Origin of the sequence: Pseudomonas sp. NFPP28 (assembly GCF_900115535.1) — a bacterium.
In the GTDB taxonomy this organism is placed as follows: Bacteria; Pseudomonadota; Gammaproteobacteria; order Pseudomonadales; family Pseudomonadaceae; genus Aquipseudomonas; species Aquipseudomonas extremorientalis.
Window position 1 is genome coordinate 35,920 of sequence record NZ_FOWT01000010.1, and the last position, 20,126, is coordinate 56,045.

Genomic DNA, 20,126 nt, shown 5'->3' on the forward strand with positions numbered 1-20,126 from the left:
CATTGGGCCCGAAAAAGTCAGGCCCGGTCGCGTTCCAACAGTGGTTTCAAGTAGTAACCAGTGTGTGACTGCGGCATTTCGGAAACCTGCTCCGGCGTACCTACGGCGATAATCTGACCGCCCTTGGAACCACCTTCCGGCCCCAGGTCTACCAGCCAGTCGGCCGTCTTGATCACATCAAGGTTGTGCTCGATCACCACCACGGTATTGCCGTGGTCGCGAAGGCGGTGCAGCACGTCCAACAGTTGCTGGATATCCGCGAAGTGCAGGCCGGTGGTCGGCTCATCAAGGATATACAAGGTCTTGCCGGTGTCGCGCTTGGACAGCTCACGAGACAACTTCACCCGTTGTGCTTCACCACCAGACAGCGTCGTAGCTGACTGCCCCAGCTTGATATATGAAAGGCCTACATCCATCAGGGTCTGTAGCTTGCGCGCCAGCGCCGGAACCGCGTCAAAGAACTCGCGCGCTTCCTCGATGGTCATCTCGAGGGTTTCATGGATGCTCTTGCCTTTGTATTTGATCTCCAGCGTCTCGCGGTTATAGCGCTTGCTCTTGCATACATCGCACGGTACGTAGATGTCCGGGAGGAAGTGCATCTCCACCTTGATCAAGCCATCGCCCTGGCACGCTTCACAGCGACCGCCCTTGACGTTGAACGAGAACCGGCCCGGTCCGTAGCCCCTTGAGCGTGATTCCGGAACACCCGCAAACAGCTCACGAATCGGTGTGAACAGTCCGGTGTAGGTCGCCGGATTGGAGCGTGGTGTACGGCCAATCGGGCTTTGGTCGATATCGACCACCTTATCCAGGTGTTCCAGGCCCTTGATGCTGTCATGGGCCGCCGCTTCCAGGGTGGTCGCGCCATTCAGGGCGGTGGCACTCAACGGGAACAGCGTATTGTTGATCAGGGTCGACTTGCCCGAGCCGGAAACACCGGTCACGCAGGTCAGCAGGCCCAGTGGAATTTCCAGGTCGACATTGCGCAGGTTGTTGCCACGCGCGCCCTTGAGGTGCAGCGCCAGCTTTTTGTTGCGTGGCGTACGTTTGGCGGGTACTTCGATCTTCACGCGGCCGGACAGGTACTTGCCGGTCAGCGAGTCCGGGTGCGCCATGACTTCGGCAGGCGTGCCCTCGGCGACAATGTGCCCACCATGCACACCCGCGCCCGGGCCGATGTCGACCACGTAATCCGCCAGGCGAATCGCGTCTTCATCGTGCTCGACCACGATCACCGTGTTACCGATATCCCGCAGGTGTTTCAACGTACCCAGCAGGCGATCGTTGTCACGTTGATGCAAACCAATCGACGGCTCATCAAGGATGTACAGCACACCCACGAGGCCGGCACCAATCTGGCTGGCCAGGCGAATCCGTTGGGCTTCGCCGCCGGACAAGGTATCGGCGCTGCGATCCAGCGACAGGTAATCCAGGCCTACGTTGACCAGGAACTGCAGCCGCTCGCGAATCTCCTTGAGGATCTTGTCGGCGATCTCCCCACGGCGACCGGTCAGTTTGAGCACGCCAAAGTATTCGCAGGCATCACCGATCGGCAGGCTGGTCACCGCCGGCAAGGTCTTTTCGCCCACCCATACATGCCGCGCCTCACGACGCAGGCGCGTGCCGCGGCAATCCGGGCAAGGCTGGGTGCTGAGGAATTTCGCCAGCTCTTCGCGCACGCTGGCCGATTCAGTCTCGCGGTAGCGACGCTCAAGGTTCGGCACAATGCCTTCGAATGGGTGGGAGCGCTTGACGATATCGCCACGGTCGTTCAGGTACTTGAAGTCGACGTTCTGCGAGCCGCTACCATGCAGGATGACCTTCTGCTGGTCCGCCGGCAGTTGGTTGAAAGGCACTTCCAGGCTGAATTTATAGTGCGACGCCAACGACCCCAGCATCTGGAAGTAATAGACGTTGCGCCTATCCCAGCCGCGAATGGCCCCCTCCGCCAGCGTCAGGTCACCGTTGACCAGGCGCTTGATGTCGAAGAACTGCTTCACGCCCAGGCCATCACAAGTCGGGCAGGCGCCGGCCGGGTTGTTGAAGGAAAACAGCTTGGGTTCCAGCTCGCTGATGGCGTGGCCGCAGATCGGGCAGGCAAACCGGGCGGAGAAGATGATCTCTTCGCCTGGCTCGTCGTCCATCGGCGCCACCAGTGCAATACCGTCGGCCAGTTTCAATGCGGTTTCGAAGGATTCCGCCAGGCGCTGCTGCAGGTCGGCGCGCACCTTGAAGCGGTCGACCACGACATCGATCGAATGCTTCTTCTGCTTGTCGAGCTTCGGCGCTTCGTCCAGTTCATACAGCTTGCCGTTGATCCGCGCACGCACAAAACCTTGCGCACGCAGCTCTTCGAAAACGGAAAGATGTTCGCCCTTGCGCTCACGGATCACCGGTGCCAGCAGCATCAGCTTGGCACCTTCCGGCTGGGCCAGCACCAGGTCGACCATCTGGCTGACGGTCTGGGCTTCCAGGGGAATGTCGTGGTCCGGGCAACGCGGAATACCCACGCGTGCATACAGCAGGCGCAGGTAATCGTAGATTTCGGTAATGGTGCCCACGGTGGAACGCGGGTTATGGGAGGTCGACTTCTGCTCGATGGAAATGGCCGGCGACAGGCCTTCAATAGTGTCGACGTCGGGCTTTTCCATCATCGACAGGAACTGCCGGGCATAGGCCGACAGGGATTCCACATAGCGGCGCTGGCCTTCGGCATACAGCGTGTCGAACGCCAGCGACGATTTGCCGGACCCGGACAAGCCGGTGATGACGATCAGTTTGTCCCGGGGCAGGGTCAGGTCGATGTTCTTCAGGTTGTGGGTTCTAGCCCCACGAATCAGGATCTTGTCCAAGATGGCCTCGCACGGCGGGCGTAAATAATGCCGGAGTATACGGCTAAAGACTGGATGAATATACACTATCAAAAGGCCGCTTGCAGCCTTAGATGAAAGCTGCGCGGCAAAGCGCCGCATATACCCTCTCAATCGATGGGACTGGTAGAATCGCCGCCGGTTCACACGAGGTTTTTCCATGCACGATCCCCACAGCGAACGCATGAGTAGCGGCGAGACCCGAGCGGCAAGCGGTCTGGCCCTGGTGTTCGCCTTCCGTATGCTGGGCATGTTTATGGTGTTGCCGGTGCTGGCGACCTATGGAATGGATCTCGCAGGCGCAACCCCCGCGTTGATCGGCCTGGCGATTGGCGCCTATGGCCTGACCCAGGCGATTTTCCAGATCCCGTTCGGGATCATTTCCGACCGTATCGGTCGCCGCCCGGTGATCTACCTGGGGCTGATCGTGTTCGCCCTCGGCAGCGTGCTCGCGGCTCAATCCGATTCCATCTGGGGCGTGATCGCCGGGCGCATCCTGCAAGGCGCGGGCGCGATTTCCGCTGCGGTCATGGCGTTGCTGTCCGACCTGACCCGCGAACAACATCGCACCAAGGCCATGGCCATGATCGGCATGACCATCGGCCTGTCGTTTGCCGTGGCCATGGTGGTGGGGCCCTTGCTGACTCGCGCGTTTGGTTTGCACGGGCTGTTCCTGGCCACAGGCGGTATGGCACTGTTCGGCATCGTGATCGTGGCCTTCATGGTGCCGCGCTCCACTGGCACGTTGCAGCACCGTGAGTCAGGCGTCGCGCGCAAGGCCCTGTTGCCGACGCTCAAGCACCCGGACCTGCTGCGCCTGGATTTAGGTATCTTCGTATTACACGCCATGCTGATGTGCAGCTTTGTCGCCTTGCCTCTGGCCTTGGTAGAAAAAGCCGGCCTGCCCAAGGAGCAGCACTGGTGGGTCTACCTTACTGCGCTGCTGATTTCGTTCTTCGCCATGATCCCCTTCATCATCTACGGCGAAAAGAAACGCAAAATGAAACGAGTTTTGCTCGGCGCCGTCGCGACGCTGATGCTCACTGAGCTATTCTTCTGGCAGTTCGGCGACAGTCTGCGGGCGCTGGTAATCGGCACGGTGGTGTTCTTCACCGCGTTCAACCTGCTGGAGGCGTCGCTGCCTTCGCTGATCAGTAAAGTTTCACCGGCCGGCGGCAAAGGGACGGCGATGGGGGTGTATTCCACCAGCCAGTTCCTGGGTTCCGCACTGGGCGGCATCATGGGTGGCTGGATGTTCCAGCATGGCGGTTTGTCGGTTGTGTTCCTTGGATGCGCAGGTCTGGCTGCCCTCTGGCTGGCCTTTGCTGTTACCATGCGCGAACCTCCCTATGTGACGAGTCTGCGCTTGCCGTTATCGCCCGAAGCGATCCGCGAAGCCGGTCTGGTCGAGCGCCTTAAGGCCGTTACTGGGGTTACCGATGCCGTGGTTGTTGCTGAAGAAGCCGCCATCTACATCAAATTGGACACCGAATTATTGGATCGCGCGACGCTCGAGCAACTGGTCAACCCAGTGCCGACAGCGCGCCCAGCCTAGGAGAACGTTATGGCCCGTGGGGTTAACAAAGTCATATTGGTCGGTACGTGCGGCCAGGATCCCGAAGTTCGCTACTTGCCTAACGGTAACGCCGTGACCAACCTGAGTCTGGCGACCAGCGAACAGTGGACCGACAAGCAGACCGGCCAGAAGGTCGAGAAAACCGAATGGCACCGTGTGTCGATGTTCGGCAAGGTCGCAGAGATCGCCGGCGAGTACCTGCGCAAAGGTTCGCAGGTCTACATCGAAGGCAAGCTGCAGACCCGCGAGTGGGAAAAAGACGGCATCAAGCGTTACACCACTGAAATCGTGGTCGACATGCAAGGCACCATGCAACTGCTGGGCGGCCGTCCACAGGGCGACCAACAGGGCCAGGGCGGCATGTCCAACTCGGCTCCGCGTCCACAGCAGTCGCGCCCGCAGCCAAGCCAGCAGCCACAGCGTGAGTCGCGTCCAGCGCCACAACAGGCCGCGCCGCAACCGGCTCCGGATTTCGACAGCTTTGATGACGATATCCCGTTCTGAGGTTTAACACCCGGAACACACAGAACCCCCGCTGGCTCAGGCCTCGGGGGTTTTTTATCACCCGCGATCAGCTTCAGTCGAGGCGGCGGTGACAACCATCTCCTTGAACCGCTGCAGCATCGCCGAACCGTCATCGATCCGCGTCGCCAAATGCAACGGCGCCACCAGGCTGCGGCACTCCGTCAATTCCCGATAAACGATGCCATCCCCGCGCAAGCGCTGCATCGACGCCGGCACGATGGATACCCCAAGTCCAGCAGCCACCAGGCTTAGGGTCGCGGTCATGCGCGGAGCTTCCTGCACCACCTGCGGGCTGAACCCTGCTTCACGGCAGGCCACCAGAATTGCGTCGTACAAACCCAGCCCCACACGCCGGCGGTAGAGCACGAAGGACTCGGTCGCCAATGCCGACAAGGGCAGGGGAGATCCCGGATCGATTGCCAGAGGATGATCCGTGGGCAACGCCAGCAACATGGGCTCCACCAGAATCGGTTCGTCTTGCAGCGACTGGGTTGCGCTGAGGGGCGAGCGGATAAATGCTGCATCGAGCTTTTCATGGATCAACGCGTCCAGCAGTTCGCCGGTCCCGGCTTCCTCCAGCACCACCGTCACGCCGACAAAGGTTTCGCGAAACCGCCGTAATACACTCGGCACAAAGGGATGCAGCGCCGCCGAGCTGGTAAACCCGATCGCCAGGCGCCCACGCTCGCCCCGTGCGGCGCGGCGCACCACCTCTGCAATCCTGTCTGCCTGGGCGAGAATCTCACGTGCTTCGTCCAGCAATGCGAGCCCGGCCGTCGTGGGCCGCACGCCACGGGGCAGGCGCTCCATCAAGACCACACCCAGTTCGGCCTCAAGGCTTTGCAGCATCCGCGTCAACGGCGGTTGCTGCATGCCCAGGCGTTCGGCAGCGCGGGTGATATAGCCTTCTTCGGCGATGGCCACAAAGGCCTTGAGTTGGCGAAGTTCCAGCATAGGTATACTTTTCAGGTATGGGAGTGCATCAATCCTGGCATTTGTTCTCATGGCTCACAAGATTTAGGCTGTGGACATCCTCAAGAAGAAGGAAAGCCGTGATGAACTGGTCAGCCAAGCAGTACACGATGTTCGAACAGCAGCGCACCCGCCCTGTCCGTGACCTGGTCGCGGCCATTCCGAACGTTGAAGTGCACAATGCCGTCGATTTAGGCTGCGGTCCCGGTAACTCGACTGAGGTGCTCGCCGAGCGCTTCCCGCAAGCGCACATCACCGGTATGGACAGTTCCGATGACATGCTGGTCGACGCCCGCAAACGGCTACCGACATTGAACTTCGAACTGGCGGATATCGGTGCCTGGAACCCTGCGCGCGCCTTCGATGTGATCCTGGCCAATGCGTCCCTGCAATGGCTGCCGGACCACGCCACGCTGTACCCGCACCTGGTCCGCCAACTGACGCCCGGCGGTACGCTGGCGGTGCAAACCCCGGACAACCTCGACGAACCCGCCCACCAGCTCGCCCGCGAAGTCGCGGCAGAAGGTCCATGGTCGGCAAAGATCGGTGCGGTCAAACACAACGAGCGCCACACGGCGAGCTACTACTACGAACTGCTGAGCAAACATTGCAGTACGGTCGATGTGTGGCGCACCACCTACCAGCACCCGTTGGCGAGCCACGCGGCAGTAGTGGAGTGGTTCAAGGCATCGGCGCTGAGGCCCTTCCTCGCGCCTTTGGCCGACAGCGAAAAAACCGCTTTCCTGCAGGAATACCAGGCGCGAATGACCCGTGCCTATCCGGCCCTGGCTGACGGCACTGTACTACTACCGTTTCCGCGCCTGTTCATCATCGCGACCCGCTGACGTCCAAAGGACAAGTGGCGGTCATGCCGCCGCTTGCGCCTTCAAATACTCATCCGCCGACACCACGCTCGCATACCCAAACGCCAGCGACGCCATGTAAGCCCCATGCACCTGCGCCGCCGGAATCACCTGCCCATTGAACTCCAGGTCCCGCGTGGCGCACGCGTCATGAATCACCGTGACCGTGTAGCCCAGGTCCGCCGCCGCCCGCACCACCGCGTCGATGCACATGTGGCTCATGCTGCCGACCACTACCAGGTCCGTGATGCTGCGCTGTTCCAACAGGGCTCGCAGGTTGGTCTCGCGGAACGCATTCACGAAATGCTTGAGCACCACCGGCTCGTTGCCCTCGTTCAACACTTTGCCATGCAGGTGCGCACCCTCGGAGCCGGGCGTGAAGAACGGTGCGTCATCGGAGGTGAACTCATGGCGCACATGAATCACCGCATCGCCCGCCTGGCGAAATGCTTGCAGCACCTGCGCGGCTTTGTCCGCTGCGGCGTCCACGCCGTCAAGTGGCCACTTGCCCTGGGGGAAGTAGTCGTTCTGGATATCGATTAGGATGAGCGCTTGCTTGGCCATGTGTGTTGCCTCGTGATGGGTTGATGGGGCCAGTATCTTAGCTGGCGCCCACACCTGGGATTGGCTGCACCGACAATAACAGGGGGAAAACTGACAATGGTCGTGGTTGAGCTGGGCGTGTTGATCTACCAGGGTGCGCAACTGGCCGCCGTGCACGGTTTGACTGACCTGTTTGGCGTGGCCAATCGCATCGCCGCCGAGCATCAATCCGCGCAGTTGCCATTGCTGCGGGTCAGCCATTGGCAGGTGGATAGCGCCGGCACACCGGTGCGTGTTTTCAGCAGCTATCCCGGTCCCGAGCAACCGATGATGGCGGTGCTGGTGCCGCCATCGATCGGCGAGTTTACAGAAGACCAGGCACACCCGGCGCTGCTGGAATGGATTCGCCAGCAACACGCGGCAGGCACGGTACTGGGCGGTGTGTGCATTGGCTCGATCATGTTGGCGCGCAGTGGGTTGCTCGACGGGCGCAGCGCCACCACCCATTGGTCCTCCGCCAAATCCTTCGCCAGCCGCTACCCGGCGGTGCGCCTGGAGGCCGACAAGCCGATCGTCGATGATGGCGACCTGATCACCACCGCCGGCTTGATGGCCTGGTCCGAACTCGGCCTGCGCCTGGTCGACCGTCTGATGGGCCCAAGCATCGCGGCCGATACCGCGCGTTTCCTGGTGATCGAGCACAGTGACAGCGCCAGCCAGTGCGGCAGCAACTTCGCGCCGATTCTTGGCCACGGTGACACAGCCATCCTCAAGGTTCAGCACTGGTTGCAGGCCAGCGGTGCGGTGGATCTTTCCCTGGCGGCAATGGCCCGGGAAGCCGGTTTGGAGGAGCGGACTTTCCTGCGGCGTTTTCGCAGCGCCACCGGTTTGAAACCCACCGAATACTGCCAGCACCTGCGTGTGGGCAAGGCGCGGCAGATGCTGGAATTCACCAACGGCACCATCGACCATATCGCGTGGACCGTGGGCTACCAGGACCCCAGCGCCTTTCGCGCCATCTTCAAGAAAATCACCGGCCTTGCGCCCAGCGATTACCGCAGCCGTTTTGGCGTGTGAATCGTGCAGAACGCCGCTGCGTTAACGCGGCGTCGTGCAGAATAAAACAGGCCAACTGCCATCGGTTTTTCCGTAACGGCTTGATTTGAAAAGCATCCTCCATGGAAGAGCCTTGGCCTGATCCCTGCAACCTTCTGCGTACACACATGGCGGGATGGCCAAGGGGGACGCATGACCCCGATTCAACGCAAGAAGCTGGTCGTTGCTCACTCCACGCGTGAGGGCGCGCCGCTGCATGAGGTCGAAACCAATCGTGCCTTGGCACGCTGGCTGGCGCAGATCCTCGGGCTCAAGTTCGGTGGAAGCTATGACGCTGATCTACACGCGGGGCGGGCGTTATACCTGCTGCCCACACAAACTCTGGTCGGTCCCGGCCAGGCGCGGGCACTGAATATCCAAGGTCCGGAGGATTTGTGGGGCGGTTATGTCGACCACGACTTCATCTGCACCAAGGCCATCAGTCATGGCTTGCTCAGCCCTGAAGCCAAAGCGCCCGAAGGGTGGTCGGGGTTGTTTGGCGAACGTGTGCGAAAAGTCGTGCTGGAGGGCTTGAGTGTCTTTGCGCTGGAGGACGCGCGGCCTGCCGCTGCACGCTTGCTGTCCAGCGGCCCCATTCGCTTGAAACCCGTGCACGCCTGCGCGGGCCGAGGCCAGGAAGTTATCCACAGCCTGGATGAATTCGAAGCGGTGCTGGCGCGACCGGATGCCGCACAACTCTTCAACCAGGGCGTGGTGCTGGAGCAAGACCTGCACAACGTGGTCACCCACAGTGTCGGCCAGAGTTTTATCGGCGATCACGTGTTCAGCTACTGCGGCGAGCAATACCTGACGAAAGATGGACAGGGTGAAGAGGTCTACGGCGGCTCCAACCTGTTGGTGGTGCCCGGTTACTACGCAGACCTGCTGCAACTCGAATTACCCGACGACGTTCGCGAGGCCATCGAGCAAGCCCAAGTCTTCGACGCGGCCGCCGATGAAGCCTATCCCGGCTTCTACGCATCACGGCGCAATTACGACATCGCCCAGGGCCTCGACAATAACGGCCAGCGTCGCAGCGGCGTGCTCGAACAGTCCTGGCGCATGGGCGGGGCCAGCAGTGCCGAAGTCGCGGCCCTGCAAAGCTTTATCAACAATCCCGGCCTGCGTGCGATCCATGTGTCCTCCGTGGAAACCTACGTGGACCAGTCCTTGCCGGCTGATGCCATCGAGGTGTATCGCGGCCCGGCGGAAAACAGCGAGTTCCTTCTCAAGTACGTGACGGTTGAATCTTATGACGGCTAGAAGCGAAAGCATTGCGATCGATATCGACGACGAACAGATGAGCGGCACCTTCCTGAGCCCCAAATCCAAAGTGCCTGGCGTGTTGTTTGTGCACGGTTGGGGTGGCAGCCAGGAGCGAGACCTTGAGCGCGCCAAAGGCATCGCCGGCTTGGGATGTGTATGCCTGACCTTCGACCTGCGCGGGCACGCTGGCACGGGTATTCCTTTGTCCCGCGTCACCCGCGAAGACAATCTGCGCGACCTGCTGGCGGCCTATGACCGACTGCTGGCTCACCCGGCCATCGACACCTCGGCGGTGGCGGTAGTGGGCACCAGTTACGGCGGCTACCTCGCGGCGATCCTCACCTCGCTGCGCCCGGTACGCTGGCTGGCGCTGCGCGTGCCAGCGCTGTACCGCGACCAGGAATGGCTCAAGCCCAAGCGTGACTTGGATAAGGCCGACCTGATGGATTACCGCAGCACCTTGGTCCACGCCGAAACCAATCGCGCCTTGCATGCGTGTTCGGCATTTACCGGGGATGTATTGATCGTCGAATCGGAAACCGATGACCACGTGCCCCACGCGACCATCATGAGCTACCGTGCGGCGTGCCAGCAGACCCATTCCCTGACCCATCGCATCATCGATGGCGCCGACCACTCCCTCAGCGATCCGGTGTCCCAACAGGCGTACACCTCAATCCTGGTGGATTGGATCACCGAGATGGTGGTGGGCGAACGGTTGAGCATCATCCAGTCCCAGTAAGGGTTCAGGCGGGTGTTTTCTTCACCCGCAACGCCTTGGCCTTGGCCTCCACACCGAGGTACATCACCAACGCGATCAGCAGCGGCAAGATGAAGTAAATCGCCCGATACGCGATCAATCCGGCGAGCAGACTGCCCCGCGACGCCTCATGCTGCAGCAGTGCAATAAACACCGCCTCCAGCACGCCCAGCCCGGCGGGAATATGGGTGAGCACCCCGGCAATCGCGCTGATCAGCAACACGCCCAACACCAGTGGATAGTCCAGCTTGGCCGGCAGCAGGGTGAAAATCACCGCCGCCATCAGCGACCAGTTCAACGCGCCGAGCAGCAACTGCAGGCACGCCATGCGCACTGACGGCAGGTTGATTTCCATGCCGCGAATCGTCCACGCGCGCTTCTTCGAAAACTGGCAGGCCACCAGATAGCCGAGGCTGGCCAGTACCAACAACGCGCCAATGCCCTGCAATGCCGTGGTGCTGACCTTCCACCCCGGCGGCATGGTCACCAGGCCGCTGCTGAACACCACCCCGGCAATCGCCATGTAGCCAAACCAATTGGTGGCCAGGCTCAGGCCGAGAATCTTGGCGATATTGCCGGTGCTCACGCCCAGGCGCGAATACAGGCGATAACGCATGGCGATGCCGCCCACCCACGCGCTCAAGTTGAGGTTGAAGGCGTAGCTGATGATGCCCACCGGCAGGATCTGCTTCCACACCAGGTTCTGGCGGATGTAGGTGCGGCCGATCAAGTCGAAGCTGGCGTACACCAGAAAGCTGCACAACGTCAGTGCCCCCGCGATCACCAGAGTGCGCACCTTGAAGTCACCCAGGGTCTGCAGCACTTCGCTCCAGTCGATACGCCGCGCCAGCAGAGTGAACAGCACGATCAGCACCAGGAAAAAGGCGATAGTCAGCGGTTTCTTCCAGCGTTTGAACCGGGATTCAGCGGTCATTGGCCTGGCTCTCGATGGGTTTCAATCGTGGCTTGTGCGCCGGCAGCCATCCCGTCAACGCTGGGAAGTGGCGCATCACATGAAATACCAGAAAGCCCACGGTCAATCGCCACAGCCACAAGCGCGGTTTGCGGTTTTCCGGCATGGTCTGGCAATGATTGTTGGCGAGTGTTTCCAGACGTTCGTATAAGTGTTGGTTGAAGGCTCGGTCGCGTATCAACACGTTGGCTTCCAGGTTCAGCGACAGGCTCAACGGGTCCAGGTTGCTCGACCCAACGGTGCTCCATTCGTCATCCACCAACGCGACTTTGCCGTGCAGGGGGCGCTGGCAATACTCGTGGATCACCACCCCGTCCTTGAGCAGATAGTCGTAGAGCATCCGCGCCGCCAACTTGGCCAGCAGCACATCGGGCTGGCCCTGCATGATCAATTGCACCCTCACGCCACGGCGCGCGGCGTTGCGGATTTCCCGCAGCAAGCGGTAGCCGGGGAAGAAATAGGCGTTGGCAATCACCGCACGTTTTTGCGCCTTGCTCAGTGCGTGGATGTACGCCTCTTCAATATCATCGCGATGTTGCACGTTGTCGCGGTAAATCAGCCGCACCAGGCCATCGCCCTGGTCGGTGGACCACAACGAAGGCCGCTGCTCGCGCCGCCGCCAGCCACGTCGCGCGCGGACTTGGCGACCACTTTGCGCCAGGGCAAAATGATGCAGGTCCGCCACCGCCGGGCCCACCACCCGCACTGCATAATCCTGCTTGGCTTCTGGACCGAAATCTCCCAAATGATCGGCGGAGAAATTGATCCCGCCAATAAACGCCACCTGCGCATCCACCACCACAATCTTGCGGTGCAGGCGACGAAACCAGTTGGTGCGAAAGCCCAGTGTCTTGGACGCCGGGTCAAACATCTGCACCGTCACCCCGGCGTCCGCCAGTTCACCGAGAAACGAGGGCGTCAGCTCACCGCAACCAAAACCGTCCAGGCTTGCCACCACTTTCACTCCACGCTGCGCGGCCTCGATCAGGATGCCGTGCAGCTCATGACCCACCTTGTCTTCGAAGAGAATGAAGGTCTCCAGCAGAATCTCACGCTGCGCCGCGCGCAGGGCTTCGAACACCTTGGGAAAATACGCCTCGCCATTTTCCAGCAACTCGATCTGGTTGCCACTCTGCCAGCCATAATCCAGGTCGCGGGCCTTGGCTTCGTCCGGCGGCTGGTCGGTGGAGATATGTTCCACGGCCACGTTCATAGCTCGATCTCCACCGATAGCGGCACATGGTCGGAGAGGTGGGACCATGGCCGCGTCGTCAGCACCCTGGGGTTATGCACCTTCAGGTTGCGTACATAAATCCGGTCCAGCGGCAGCAATGGCAACCGCGCCGGGAAGGTGCGCGCGGGTTTGCCCATGGACTCGATAAACACTTCCTTCAAACCCGCCTTGCTCAGGTCGGCCTTCTGGCGCCAATCGTTGAAATCACCGGCCACCACTAACGGTGCATCGGCCGGGATTTCGCTGATGCGCTGCTCGATCAAGCGTAATTGCTGCTGGCGGTGCACTTCACGCAAACCCAGGTGGATGCAGATCGCATGGATCTCCTGGCCGGTGCCCGGCAAGCGCAGCACGCAATGCAGCAGGCCCCTGTTTTCATGGCCGCTTTGGGAGATATCGAGATTGTCGTAACGCACGATCTGGAACTTCGACAGCAACGCATTACCGTGGTCGCCATGGGGATAGACCGCGTTGCGCCCGTAGGCGAATTGCGGCCAGATACTGTCGGCGAGGAACTCGTACTGCGGCATGTTCGGCCAGTCACTGAAGCGCTGGGGGTGGCGCTCGTGGGTGCCGTGGATTTCCTGCAGGAACACCATGTCGGCGCCCACGCTGCGCACGGCTTCACGCAATTCGGGCAGGATGAAGCGTCGATTCAGTGCGGTGAAGCCCTTGTGGATATTGACCGTCAACACCGTGAAGCGAGTGATGGCGACGCTGGGGGTGATGGGCACCCAGTCGGGAATCGCAGCCATAGTTGCTCCTGTGAAAAAGTGGTGGGGCCTGGCCCTCGTTTATGGCTGACTGTGATTTTTGACGGAAAGTTTCCAGCGTCCTACAGAAGGCATAAAGATGCCGCTGAAGGGGAACGATCAACGCGCAAACCCGTCAGTTCCTTACAGACCCTTCTGAAGGAGCTCGGTGTTTTGCTGAATCTCAAGACTGCATTACTGCTCGGCGCGCTGCTGTTTTGCGGCAGCGGTGCGCTGCAAGCGGCGGCCACCGCGCCGGAACCTGAAGCGCCGGCCAAGCCAGAGTTGCTGGTGGAAGGCGGCCTTCTCGGTGCGATCAGTTCCAGCATTGATGATGTGCAGCAAAAGCTGGACCTCAACCAGAACTTCATTGACGAATGGCGCCTGCGGGCCGACCGGGCTGCCAACGAAGTCGGTCGCCTGGTCAACCAGACCGCTGAGCGTTCCCCGTGGAGCGTGGCCGGGGACTTCCTGTTGCTGTCCGGTGTGTGGATCGGCGCCTTTACGCTGCTGACGTTACTTGGGCGCGTGATAGTGAGACGACTGGGGCAACGCAGGTTTTTCGAACGGCGCAAACGCCTCCTTGCGGTGCTGGGCTATGTGGTGCCTTACACGATCCCGGCGCTGATATGCCTGCCCCTGACCTTGTATGTCAGCCATTTCCTGCCCACCTCCGTCGGGCGGGCGCTGGCGCTGTGTTTTGCCTATGCCACCAGCAGTGGCATCTTCTCCACGTCAATGCTGCTGTGTGTGATCGTCATGTTCAATGTCGGCCACAAGCGCCCGGCGGTGCAGATCATTCGCGGCTACTGCCCCAAGCCGCTGTTCCTCATCGGCTTTCTCGCCGCCCTCAGCGACGCCTTGACCAGTCCGCAGATCGCACGCCAACTGGGCGGCAATATCACCAGCAGCATTGCGGTATTCACCGGCCTGCTTGCGACAGTAATCTTTGGCGTATTAGTGGTTCGCCTGCGCCGTCCGGTCGCCCACCTGATCCGCAACCGGCCGTTGGCGCAGCGCATGAAACATCCGGCGCTCCAGCAATCTCTGCGGGTGTTTTCCGGGTTGTGGTACTGGCCGATCCTGTTGATGGTACTGGTCTCGGCAATCAACTTGATCGGTGCCGGCGACGATAATCAGAAGGCCCTGCGTTGCGCGTTGTTCACCACGATCCTGCTGATCGGCACGGTATTCCTCAGCACCGTGTTGCAACACCTGTTCAAATCCCGCAGCCAGGTGGCGATCCAGCGCAGCAGCGCCTACAAGGAACGTTTTCTCAGCCTGTTGCACGCGATCCTGCGCATCGCCATGGCCATTGCCTTTATTGAAATCCTCGGGCGGATCTGGGGCGTGTCCCTGTTCGAGTTCGCCCAGCGCAACTCGGTGGGCCGCGCGATCAGCGATTCGCTGAGCAGCATCGGCCTGATCCTGCTGATGACCTGGCTGTTCTGGGTGGTACTCGACACGGCGATCCAGGAAGCCTTGAAACCACCGGTCAACAAGCGCTCCAGTCGCCAACCGAGCACGCGGGTGAAAACCATCCTGCCGCTGCTGCGCAATGCGGTGAAGATCGTTCTGGTAGTGATCTGCGCGATCACCACCATGGCCAACCTCGGGATCAACGTCGCGCCGCTGCTGGCCGGTGCCGGGGTGGTCGGCCTGGCCATTGGTTTTGGTTCGCAACAACTGGTGCAGGATGTGATCACCGGCCTGTTCATCATTATCGAAGACACGCTGTCCATCGGCGACTGGGTGGTACTCGACTCCGGTCACGCCGGCACTGTCGAAGGCCTGACCATCCGCACCCTGCGCCTGCGCGACGGCAAGGGCTTTGTGCATTCGGTGCCGTTCGGGCAGATCAAGGCGGTCACCAACCAGTCGCGGCAATTTGCCTATGCGTTCTTCTCGGTACAGTTCACCTATGACACGGATGTGGACAAGGCGGTGGAACTGATCCGCGAGGCGGGCCAGTCGATCCGCGATGACGTGTTCCTCAAGTACAACCTGCAAGGCCCGCTGGAGGTGTTTGGCGTGGACAAGATGGACCTCAACGGCGTGGTACTCACGGCACAGTTCCGCACGGTGTCGGGTGGGCAATATGCGGTGAGCCGCGCGTTCAACCAGCGCCTGAAAAAGCTTGTGGATAACTGTGATCAGGTGCACTTCGCGCAGACTTATCCACAGCAGGTGTTGCTGCCCAAGCGTACGCCGCAGGTGGATGAGCCAGATGAAGACGTGCCCGCTTCGGTGGTGCTGACCGAGCAACCGCGAACGCAGTGACCCATATGGTAAGCGGGCTTGGCCAACGCGGGACAAGCCTGCTCACCACAACAGGTTCATCGTTTGATCAGTTTTTCTTGCAACAGCGTGGTCTCGGGTGGACTCAGTTCCAGCAACATTTGTTGCGTGCCGCCGACCATTACCGCCGCCGGCAACCCATCCCGGTACACAATCCGATTACCGCTCACTGCCGGCACCTTGTTGCCGGGCAACAGTGTACCGACCAGGTTCAGCGGATCGGCCCCACACACTGCGATCAAACTCCCGTCATGGGGCCGCCGCCGTACTTCACGCAGCAGCGGGATCGCCTCCGGCAGCGCAAACTGCTCACCTGCCAAACCACTGACAAACCGCCCGCCGCGAATTTCCCCGCGTGCTTCCAGCCGGTGAAACGTGCGCAGCAGCTCGCGCCAACTCGGTAGCCAATCTGCCTCACGCTCCAGCAAGCGCCAGAACACCACGCCATAGCGGCGCAGCAGGGTCATGGCGACATGCTCAAGTGCCTCGGCTGAATGGGGCCCGGCAGCCGTTGATGAACGTCGCACCAAGGCCCAGCGCCCGGCATCGTCCATGCCGCCGACAAACGCACCGCGCCCGCGCCGGCTGCTGCGCGCCTGGCGTTTGCTGGCGGGGGTGGTCAGGGCGCGCAGGCCGGCGAAGCTGTCGGCGTTCACCAGCCCTGCGCCGACCAACTCCTGCAACGTGGTTTCCAGCTCGCTGCGCAACAGATGGGCTTCGTGGGACAGCTCATCAAAAAACAGCGCGCCGTGATCACACAGGGCCTGATGCACTTTCTGCGCCTTGGGCGACAGGGTGGTGACATCGGTAACTTCGGTCAATCCGCTCCATAACCCTACTTGGCTACGGGGCAGCAACACCACCGGCGTGCTGCGCAAGGCCATGGCGCTGGCCTTGTTGCTCAAGCGCAGCCACACCAGTTTGCCGCTGCGGCAGAGTTCGTCGAGCCATGTGGATGAATAATCCTTGAGGCGTGCGCTGAGCAGATCGTTGTCCCAGGCGGACGTGGCGGCGGCATAGCCTTCAAACTGCCCGACGATTTGCGGCAGCATCGCGCTGCCCTGGCCACGGGTGCCGCCGGACAGGTGCTGCCAGTCGAACAGAAAACGCATGAAATCCTGTAATGCCACCGGTTCGATTTCCCGGCGCAGGCGCTTGACCGTGTAGCGATGAATGCGCGCCAGCAGGTGGCGTTCGCACCACTGCTCTTGTGTGGCCTCGGGGCTGAAATAGCCGCGTAACACATAGCCTTCCTGTTCCAGGCGGGCCAGTGCTTGAGTGACCTGCGTGACCGACAACGCCAGGGGCGCGGCGATCTCGATCAGGCTCACCGGGCCGAACCCACCGAGGCGCGCGCGCAACACTTCCGTCACGGCATCCTCGTAGGTCCACGACTCATCGAAGCCGGGCAGCAACGGCAAGTTGCTCGGATAGATCGCCTGCAGGCAACCCAGGCGCTCAACGGCGACCCACAGGTTGGTGTGTAAGTGAGTGTGCAACTGATAGGCGCGGCCAGCCTTGGCCAGGGCATGCAGCCATTGCGCCCATTGCGGCGTGACTTCGTTGGCGGCGATACACGCCAGGCTCATCAGCGCCTCATGCATTTCATCCGGCCCGTTGGGCGCCGGCCAGGCTTCTTCGCGCACGGCGACGATGGCATCGGCGTCCAGCGCACCGAGGTCGTCGGTGCTTTGCGGGTCGCTCCAGCGTCGGGTGAGCACGGCCTGGGTGCGGCGTTCCTCCAGCGGCGCATCGTCGAGAAAAGTGTACGGACGGGCGCTGAGAATCTCCGCCGCCATGGGCGAGGGTGCCGGCAGGTCACGGCTGACCAGGCGCACGTCGCCGCGCTCCATGCGCCGCAGCAGGGCCAGCCAGGCGTCGCAGTCCATGGCTTCATGCAGGCAGTCGTCGAGGGTTTGTTCCACTAACGGGTGCTCGGGCACGTCGCGCTCACCGGCGAGGTTTTCCAGGCAGGCAATCTGGTCCGGGAACACGCTGGCGATCAGGTCTTCGCTTTTCATGCGCTGGATCTGCGGCGCGACCTTGCGCCCACCGGTATACCGCGGCAACGCCAAGGCCACACCGGCATTCCAGCGCCAGCGCACGCCGAACAGCGGCGCATCCAGCACGGCCTGGATCAGGATATGTTCGGCGCTTTGGCTGTTGAGGTAGCGCCACACCTCATCCAGCTCGAAGCTGTGGCTGGTGGACAGTGACAGCACGATCGCATTTTCGCTGGCCGCCGCCTGCAACTCGAAGTTGAACGTGCGGCAAAACCGCTTGCGCAGGGCCAGGCCCCAGGCACGGTTGACGCGGCTGCCGAACGGCGTGTGGATGATTAATTGGGTGCCGCCGGACGCGTCGAAAAACCGCTCCATGATCAGCGTGTCCTGGGACGGCAATGCACTCAGGGCCAGGCGTGCGCGGGCGAGGTAGTCGAGGAGCTGTTCGGCGCTGGCGCGGTTCAGGCCGAGTTCGCCGGTCAGCCAGGCCTGTGCGGCTTGCAGGTCGCCGGGTGTGGCGCCGAGCAGCGTGTCCAGTTGACCTTGCAAACGCGCCACCGCCGCCGACAGCTCGTGACTGCGCCCAGGCGCTTCGCCTAGCCAGAAGGGGATGGTCGGCGGTTGACCATGGGCGTCCTCGACCCGCACTTTGCCGGCTTCGACCCGCAAGATCCGATAGGAGGAATTGCCAAGCTGGAAGATATCCCCGGCGATGCTTTCCACCGCGAAGTCTTCGTTGACGCTGCCGATGTTCAGGCTCTGGGGTTCGAGCAACACGCTGTAGTCGGCGTTGTCGGGGATGGTGCCGCCGCTGGTCACGGCGGTCAGCTTGGCGCCGCGCCGACCACGCAAGGTGCGGGTCAGGGCGTCGCGGTGCAGGTAGGCGCTGCGCATGCCCTGGCGACCGTTGTAGCCGTCGCAGAGCATCTGCAACAGTGCCTGGTAATGACGTTCGTCGAGTTCGGCGTAGGGCGCGGCGCGATGGATCATCTCCAGCAAGCCTTGCTCCGACCATTCACGGGCGCTGACTTCGGCGATGATTTGTTGGGCCAGCACGTCCAGTGGCGCCACCGGTATGTGCAGGGTGTCCAGTTCGCCTCGACGCACGCAGTCGAGCAGGGCGGCGCATTCGATCAGATCGTCGCGGGTGGTGGCGAACAGGCGCCCTTTGGGTGTGCCGCCAACCTGGTGACCGGAGCGGCCGACCCGTTGCAGAAAACCGTTGATGGAACCCGGCGAACCGATCTGGCACACCAGGTCCACATCGCCGATATCAATCCCCAGCTCCAGGGATGCCGTGGCGATCAGCACTTGCAGCTCGCCGCCCTTGAGGCGCTGCTCGGCATCCAGGCGCATCTCCTTGGCCAGGCTGCCGTGGTGGGCAGCCACCGCAGTTTTGCCCAGGCGCTCGCTCAAGTGCCGGGCCAGGCGTTCGGCCAGGCGTCGGGTGTTGACGAACACCAGAGTGGTGCGGTGCTCGCGCGCCAGTTCGGCGAGGCGGTCGTAGACCAACTCCCACACGTCATTGGCCATCACCGCCGAGAGCGGCACGGGCGGCACCTCGATATCCAGATCGCGCGGGCGGGCGTGGCCGATATCCACAATCGCGCAGTCCCGGCCAGTGCCCACCAGGAACCGCGACACCGCGTCGATGGGCTTTTGCGTGGCCGACAAACCAATGCGCATCAGCGGCCCGGCGCACAAGCCTTGCAGGCGCTCCAGGCTCAGGGCGAGATGGCTGCCACGTTTGCCGGCGGCGATGGCGTGGATTTCATCGACGATCACCGTGCGTGTGCTGGCGAGCATCTGGCGACCGGAGTCCGAGCCCAGCAGCACGTAGAGCGATTCCGGGGTGGTCACCAGGATATGCGGCGGGCGCTTGCGCATCTGGGCGCGGTCTTTTTGTGGGGTGTCGCCCGTGCGCACGGCGGTGCGGATGATCAGCGGCGGCAGATCCAGGCGCTGCAAATGCTCGGTGATCCCGGCCAGCGGGTTTTGCAGGTTGATCTGTATATCATTGGACAGCGCCTTGAGCGGCGACACGTAGACCACCAGCGTCTCATCCGGCAGCTCACCGCCGTTGGCCAGGCCTTGGTGGACCAGGTCGTCCAGCACCGCCAGGAACGCGGTGAGGGTCTTGCCGGAGCCGGTGGGCGCGGCGATCAGGGTCGATTGGCGCTGGCGGATCAGCGGCCAGGCCTGGGCCTGGGCGCCGGTCACCGAGGGGAACGTGCTGCGCAACCAGGCGCTGACGGCGGGGTGGAAGCCGGTCAATGCGGTATCAGTGGATTCAGGAAGGCTCATGCAATGATTGATAGCCCCAGTTCCAACAAGTTGCAATGGCACAGTTAATCCGTGACGGTTGCGCGATGAACCCGCAAAATGCAACGATTCTG

General features: G+C 61.9%; 14 protein-coding genes. 7 read left to right on the forward strand and 7 right to left on the reverse strand.

The annotated features are described in order from the left end of the window. Nucleotides 1-17: 17 nt before the first annotated feature. Nucleotides 18-2,852 (reverse strand): excinuclease ABC subunit UvrA, encoded by a 2,835-nt coding sequence (gene uvrA, locus BM110_RS24215; protein WP_071489834.1) that lies wholly within the window; start codon nucleotides 2,850-2,852, stop codon nucleotides 18-20. 178 nt (nucleotides 2,853-3,030) lie between these two features. Here uvrA and BM110_RS24220 point away from each other — a divergent pair, with 178 nt between their 5' ends. Both BM110_RS24220 and BM110_RS24225 read left to right on the forward strand, forming a co-directional pair. After that, nucleotides 3,031-4,425 carry an MFS transporter gene (locus BM110_RS24220; protein ID WP_071489835.1) on the forward strand — a complete coding sequence of 465 codons (1,395 nt, stop codon included), beginning with the start codon at nucleotides 3,031-3,033 and terminating at the stop codon, nucleotides 4,423-4,425. Between the two features lie 9 nt (nucleotides 4,426-4,434). Continuing rightward, on the forward strand, nucleotides 4,435-4,950 hold the full coding sequence (locus BM110_RS24225) for a single-stranded DNA-binding protein (RefSeq protein ID WP_003232445.1): 516 nt from the start codon (nucleotides 4,435-4,437) through the stop codon (nucleotides 4,948-4,950). A 57-nt stretch (nucleotides 4,951-5,007) separates the two neighbouring features. Here BM110_RS24225 and BM110_RS24230 read toward each other — a convergent pair whose 3' ends face one another. Next, nucleotides 5,008-5,925 (reverse strand): LysR family transcriptional regulator, encoded by a 918-nt coding sequence (locus BM110_RS24230; RefSeq protein ID WP_175538865.1) that lies wholly within the window; start codon nucleotides 5,923-5,925, stop codon nucleotides 5,008-5,010. Nucleotides 5,926-6,026: 101 nt separating this feature from the next. Between BM110_RS24230 and tam the strand changes: the two genes are divergently transcribed. Beyond that, a complete protein-coding gene (tam, locus tag BM110_RS24235) occupies nucleotides 6,027-6,788 on the forward strand; it encodes a trans-aconitate 2-methyltransferase (RefSeq protein ID WP_093125540.1) in 762 nt (253 codons plus the stop codon). A 21-nt stretch (nucleotides 6,789-6,809) separates the two neighbouring features. Here the strand turns inward: tam and BM110_RS24240 are convergent, their stop codons facing one another. Beyond that, nucleotides 6,810-7,370, reverse strand: a complete 561-nt coding sequence (locus tag BM110_RS24240) for a cysteine hydrolase family protein (RefSeq protein ID WP_093125544.1) — start codon at nucleotides 7,368-7,370, stop codon at nucleotides 6,810-6,812. A gap of 96 nt (nucleotides 7,371-7,466) precedes the next feature. Here BM110_RS24240 and BM110_RS24245 point away from each other — a divergent pair, with 96 nt between their 5' ends. The 3 genes from BM110_RS24245 to BM110_RS24255 all read left to right on the forward strand — a co-directional run bounded on the left by BM110_RS24245 (nucleotide 7,467) and on the right by BM110_RS24255 (nucleotide 10,452). Continuing rightward, on the forward strand, nucleotides 7,467-8,426 hold the full coding sequence (locus BM110_RS24245) for a GlxA family transcriptional regulator (RefSeq protein WP_093514289.1): 960 nt from the start codon (nucleotides 7,467-7,469) through the stop codon (nucleotides 8,424-8,426). A gap of 171 nt (nucleotides 8,427-8,597) precedes the next feature. Further along, the gene (locus BM110_RS24250) at nucleotides 8,598-9,707 is read left to right on the forward strand and encodes a DUF3182 family protein (protein ID WP_093514290.1); all 1,110 of its coding nucleotides are present in this window, start codon (nucleotides 8,598-8,600) and stop codon (nucleotides 9,705-9,707) included. After that, entirely contained in the window at nucleotides 9,697-10,452 is a 756-nt protein-coding gene (locus BM110_RS24255) for an alpha/beta hydrolase family protein (protein WP_092250535.1), read from the forward strand. Before BM110_RS24250 ends, BM110_RS24255 begins: the two co-directional genes overlap by 11 nt. Nucleotides 10,453-10,456: 4 nt before the next feature. Here BM110_RS24255 and BM110_RS24260 read toward each other — a convergent pair whose 3' ends face one another. From BM110_RS24260 to BM110_RS24270, 3 genes are read right to left on the reverse strand one after another with little or no spacing between them, the layout of a single operon-like run. Then, nucleotides 10,457-11,404, reverse strand: coding sequence for a lysylphosphatidylglycerol synthase domain-containing protein (locus BM110_RS24260; protein WP_071489843.1), 948 nt, complete (start codon nucleotides 11,402-11,404; stop codon nucleotides 10,457-10,459). Next, on the reverse strand, nucleotides 11,394-12,656 hold the full coding sequence (gene clsB / locus BM110_RS24265) for a cardiolipin synthase ClsB (RefSeq protein WP_093514291.1): 1,263 nt from the start codon (nucleotides 12,654-12,656) through the stop codon (nucleotides 11,394-11,396). The genes BM110_RS24260 and clsB overlap by 11 nt, the downstream gene beginning before the upstream one ends. Then, entirely contained in the window at nucleotides 12,653-13,432 is a 780-nt protein-coding gene (locus tag BM110_RS24270) for an endonuclease/exonuclease/phosphatase family protein (protein WP_071489845.1), read from the reverse strand. The genes clsB and BM110_RS24270 overlap by 4 nt, the downstream gene beginning before the upstream one ends. Before the next feature lie 171 nt (nucleotides 13,433-13,603). Here BM110_RS24270 and BM110_RS24275 point away from each other — a divergent pair, with 171 nt between their 5' ends. After that, nucleotides 13,604-15,709 (forward strand): mechanosensitive ion channel family protein, encoded by a 2,106-nt coding sequence (locus tag BM110_RS24275; RefSeq protein ID WP_093514292.1) that lies wholly within the window; start codon nucleotides 13,604-13,606, stop codon nucleotides 15,707-15,709. 56 nt (nucleotides 15,710-15,765) lie between these two features. On the opposite strand, the gene BM110_RS24280 is transcribed toward BM110_RS24275, so the two are convergent. Continuing rightward, nucleotides 15,766-20,034: a DEAD/DEAH box helicase gene (locus tag BM110_RS24280; protein ID WP_093514293.1), complete on the reverse strand. Its 4,269-nt coding sequence runs from the start codon at nucleotides 20,032-20,034 to the stop codon at nucleotides 15,766-15,768. Nucleotides 20,035-20,126 lie beyond the last annotated feature (92 nt).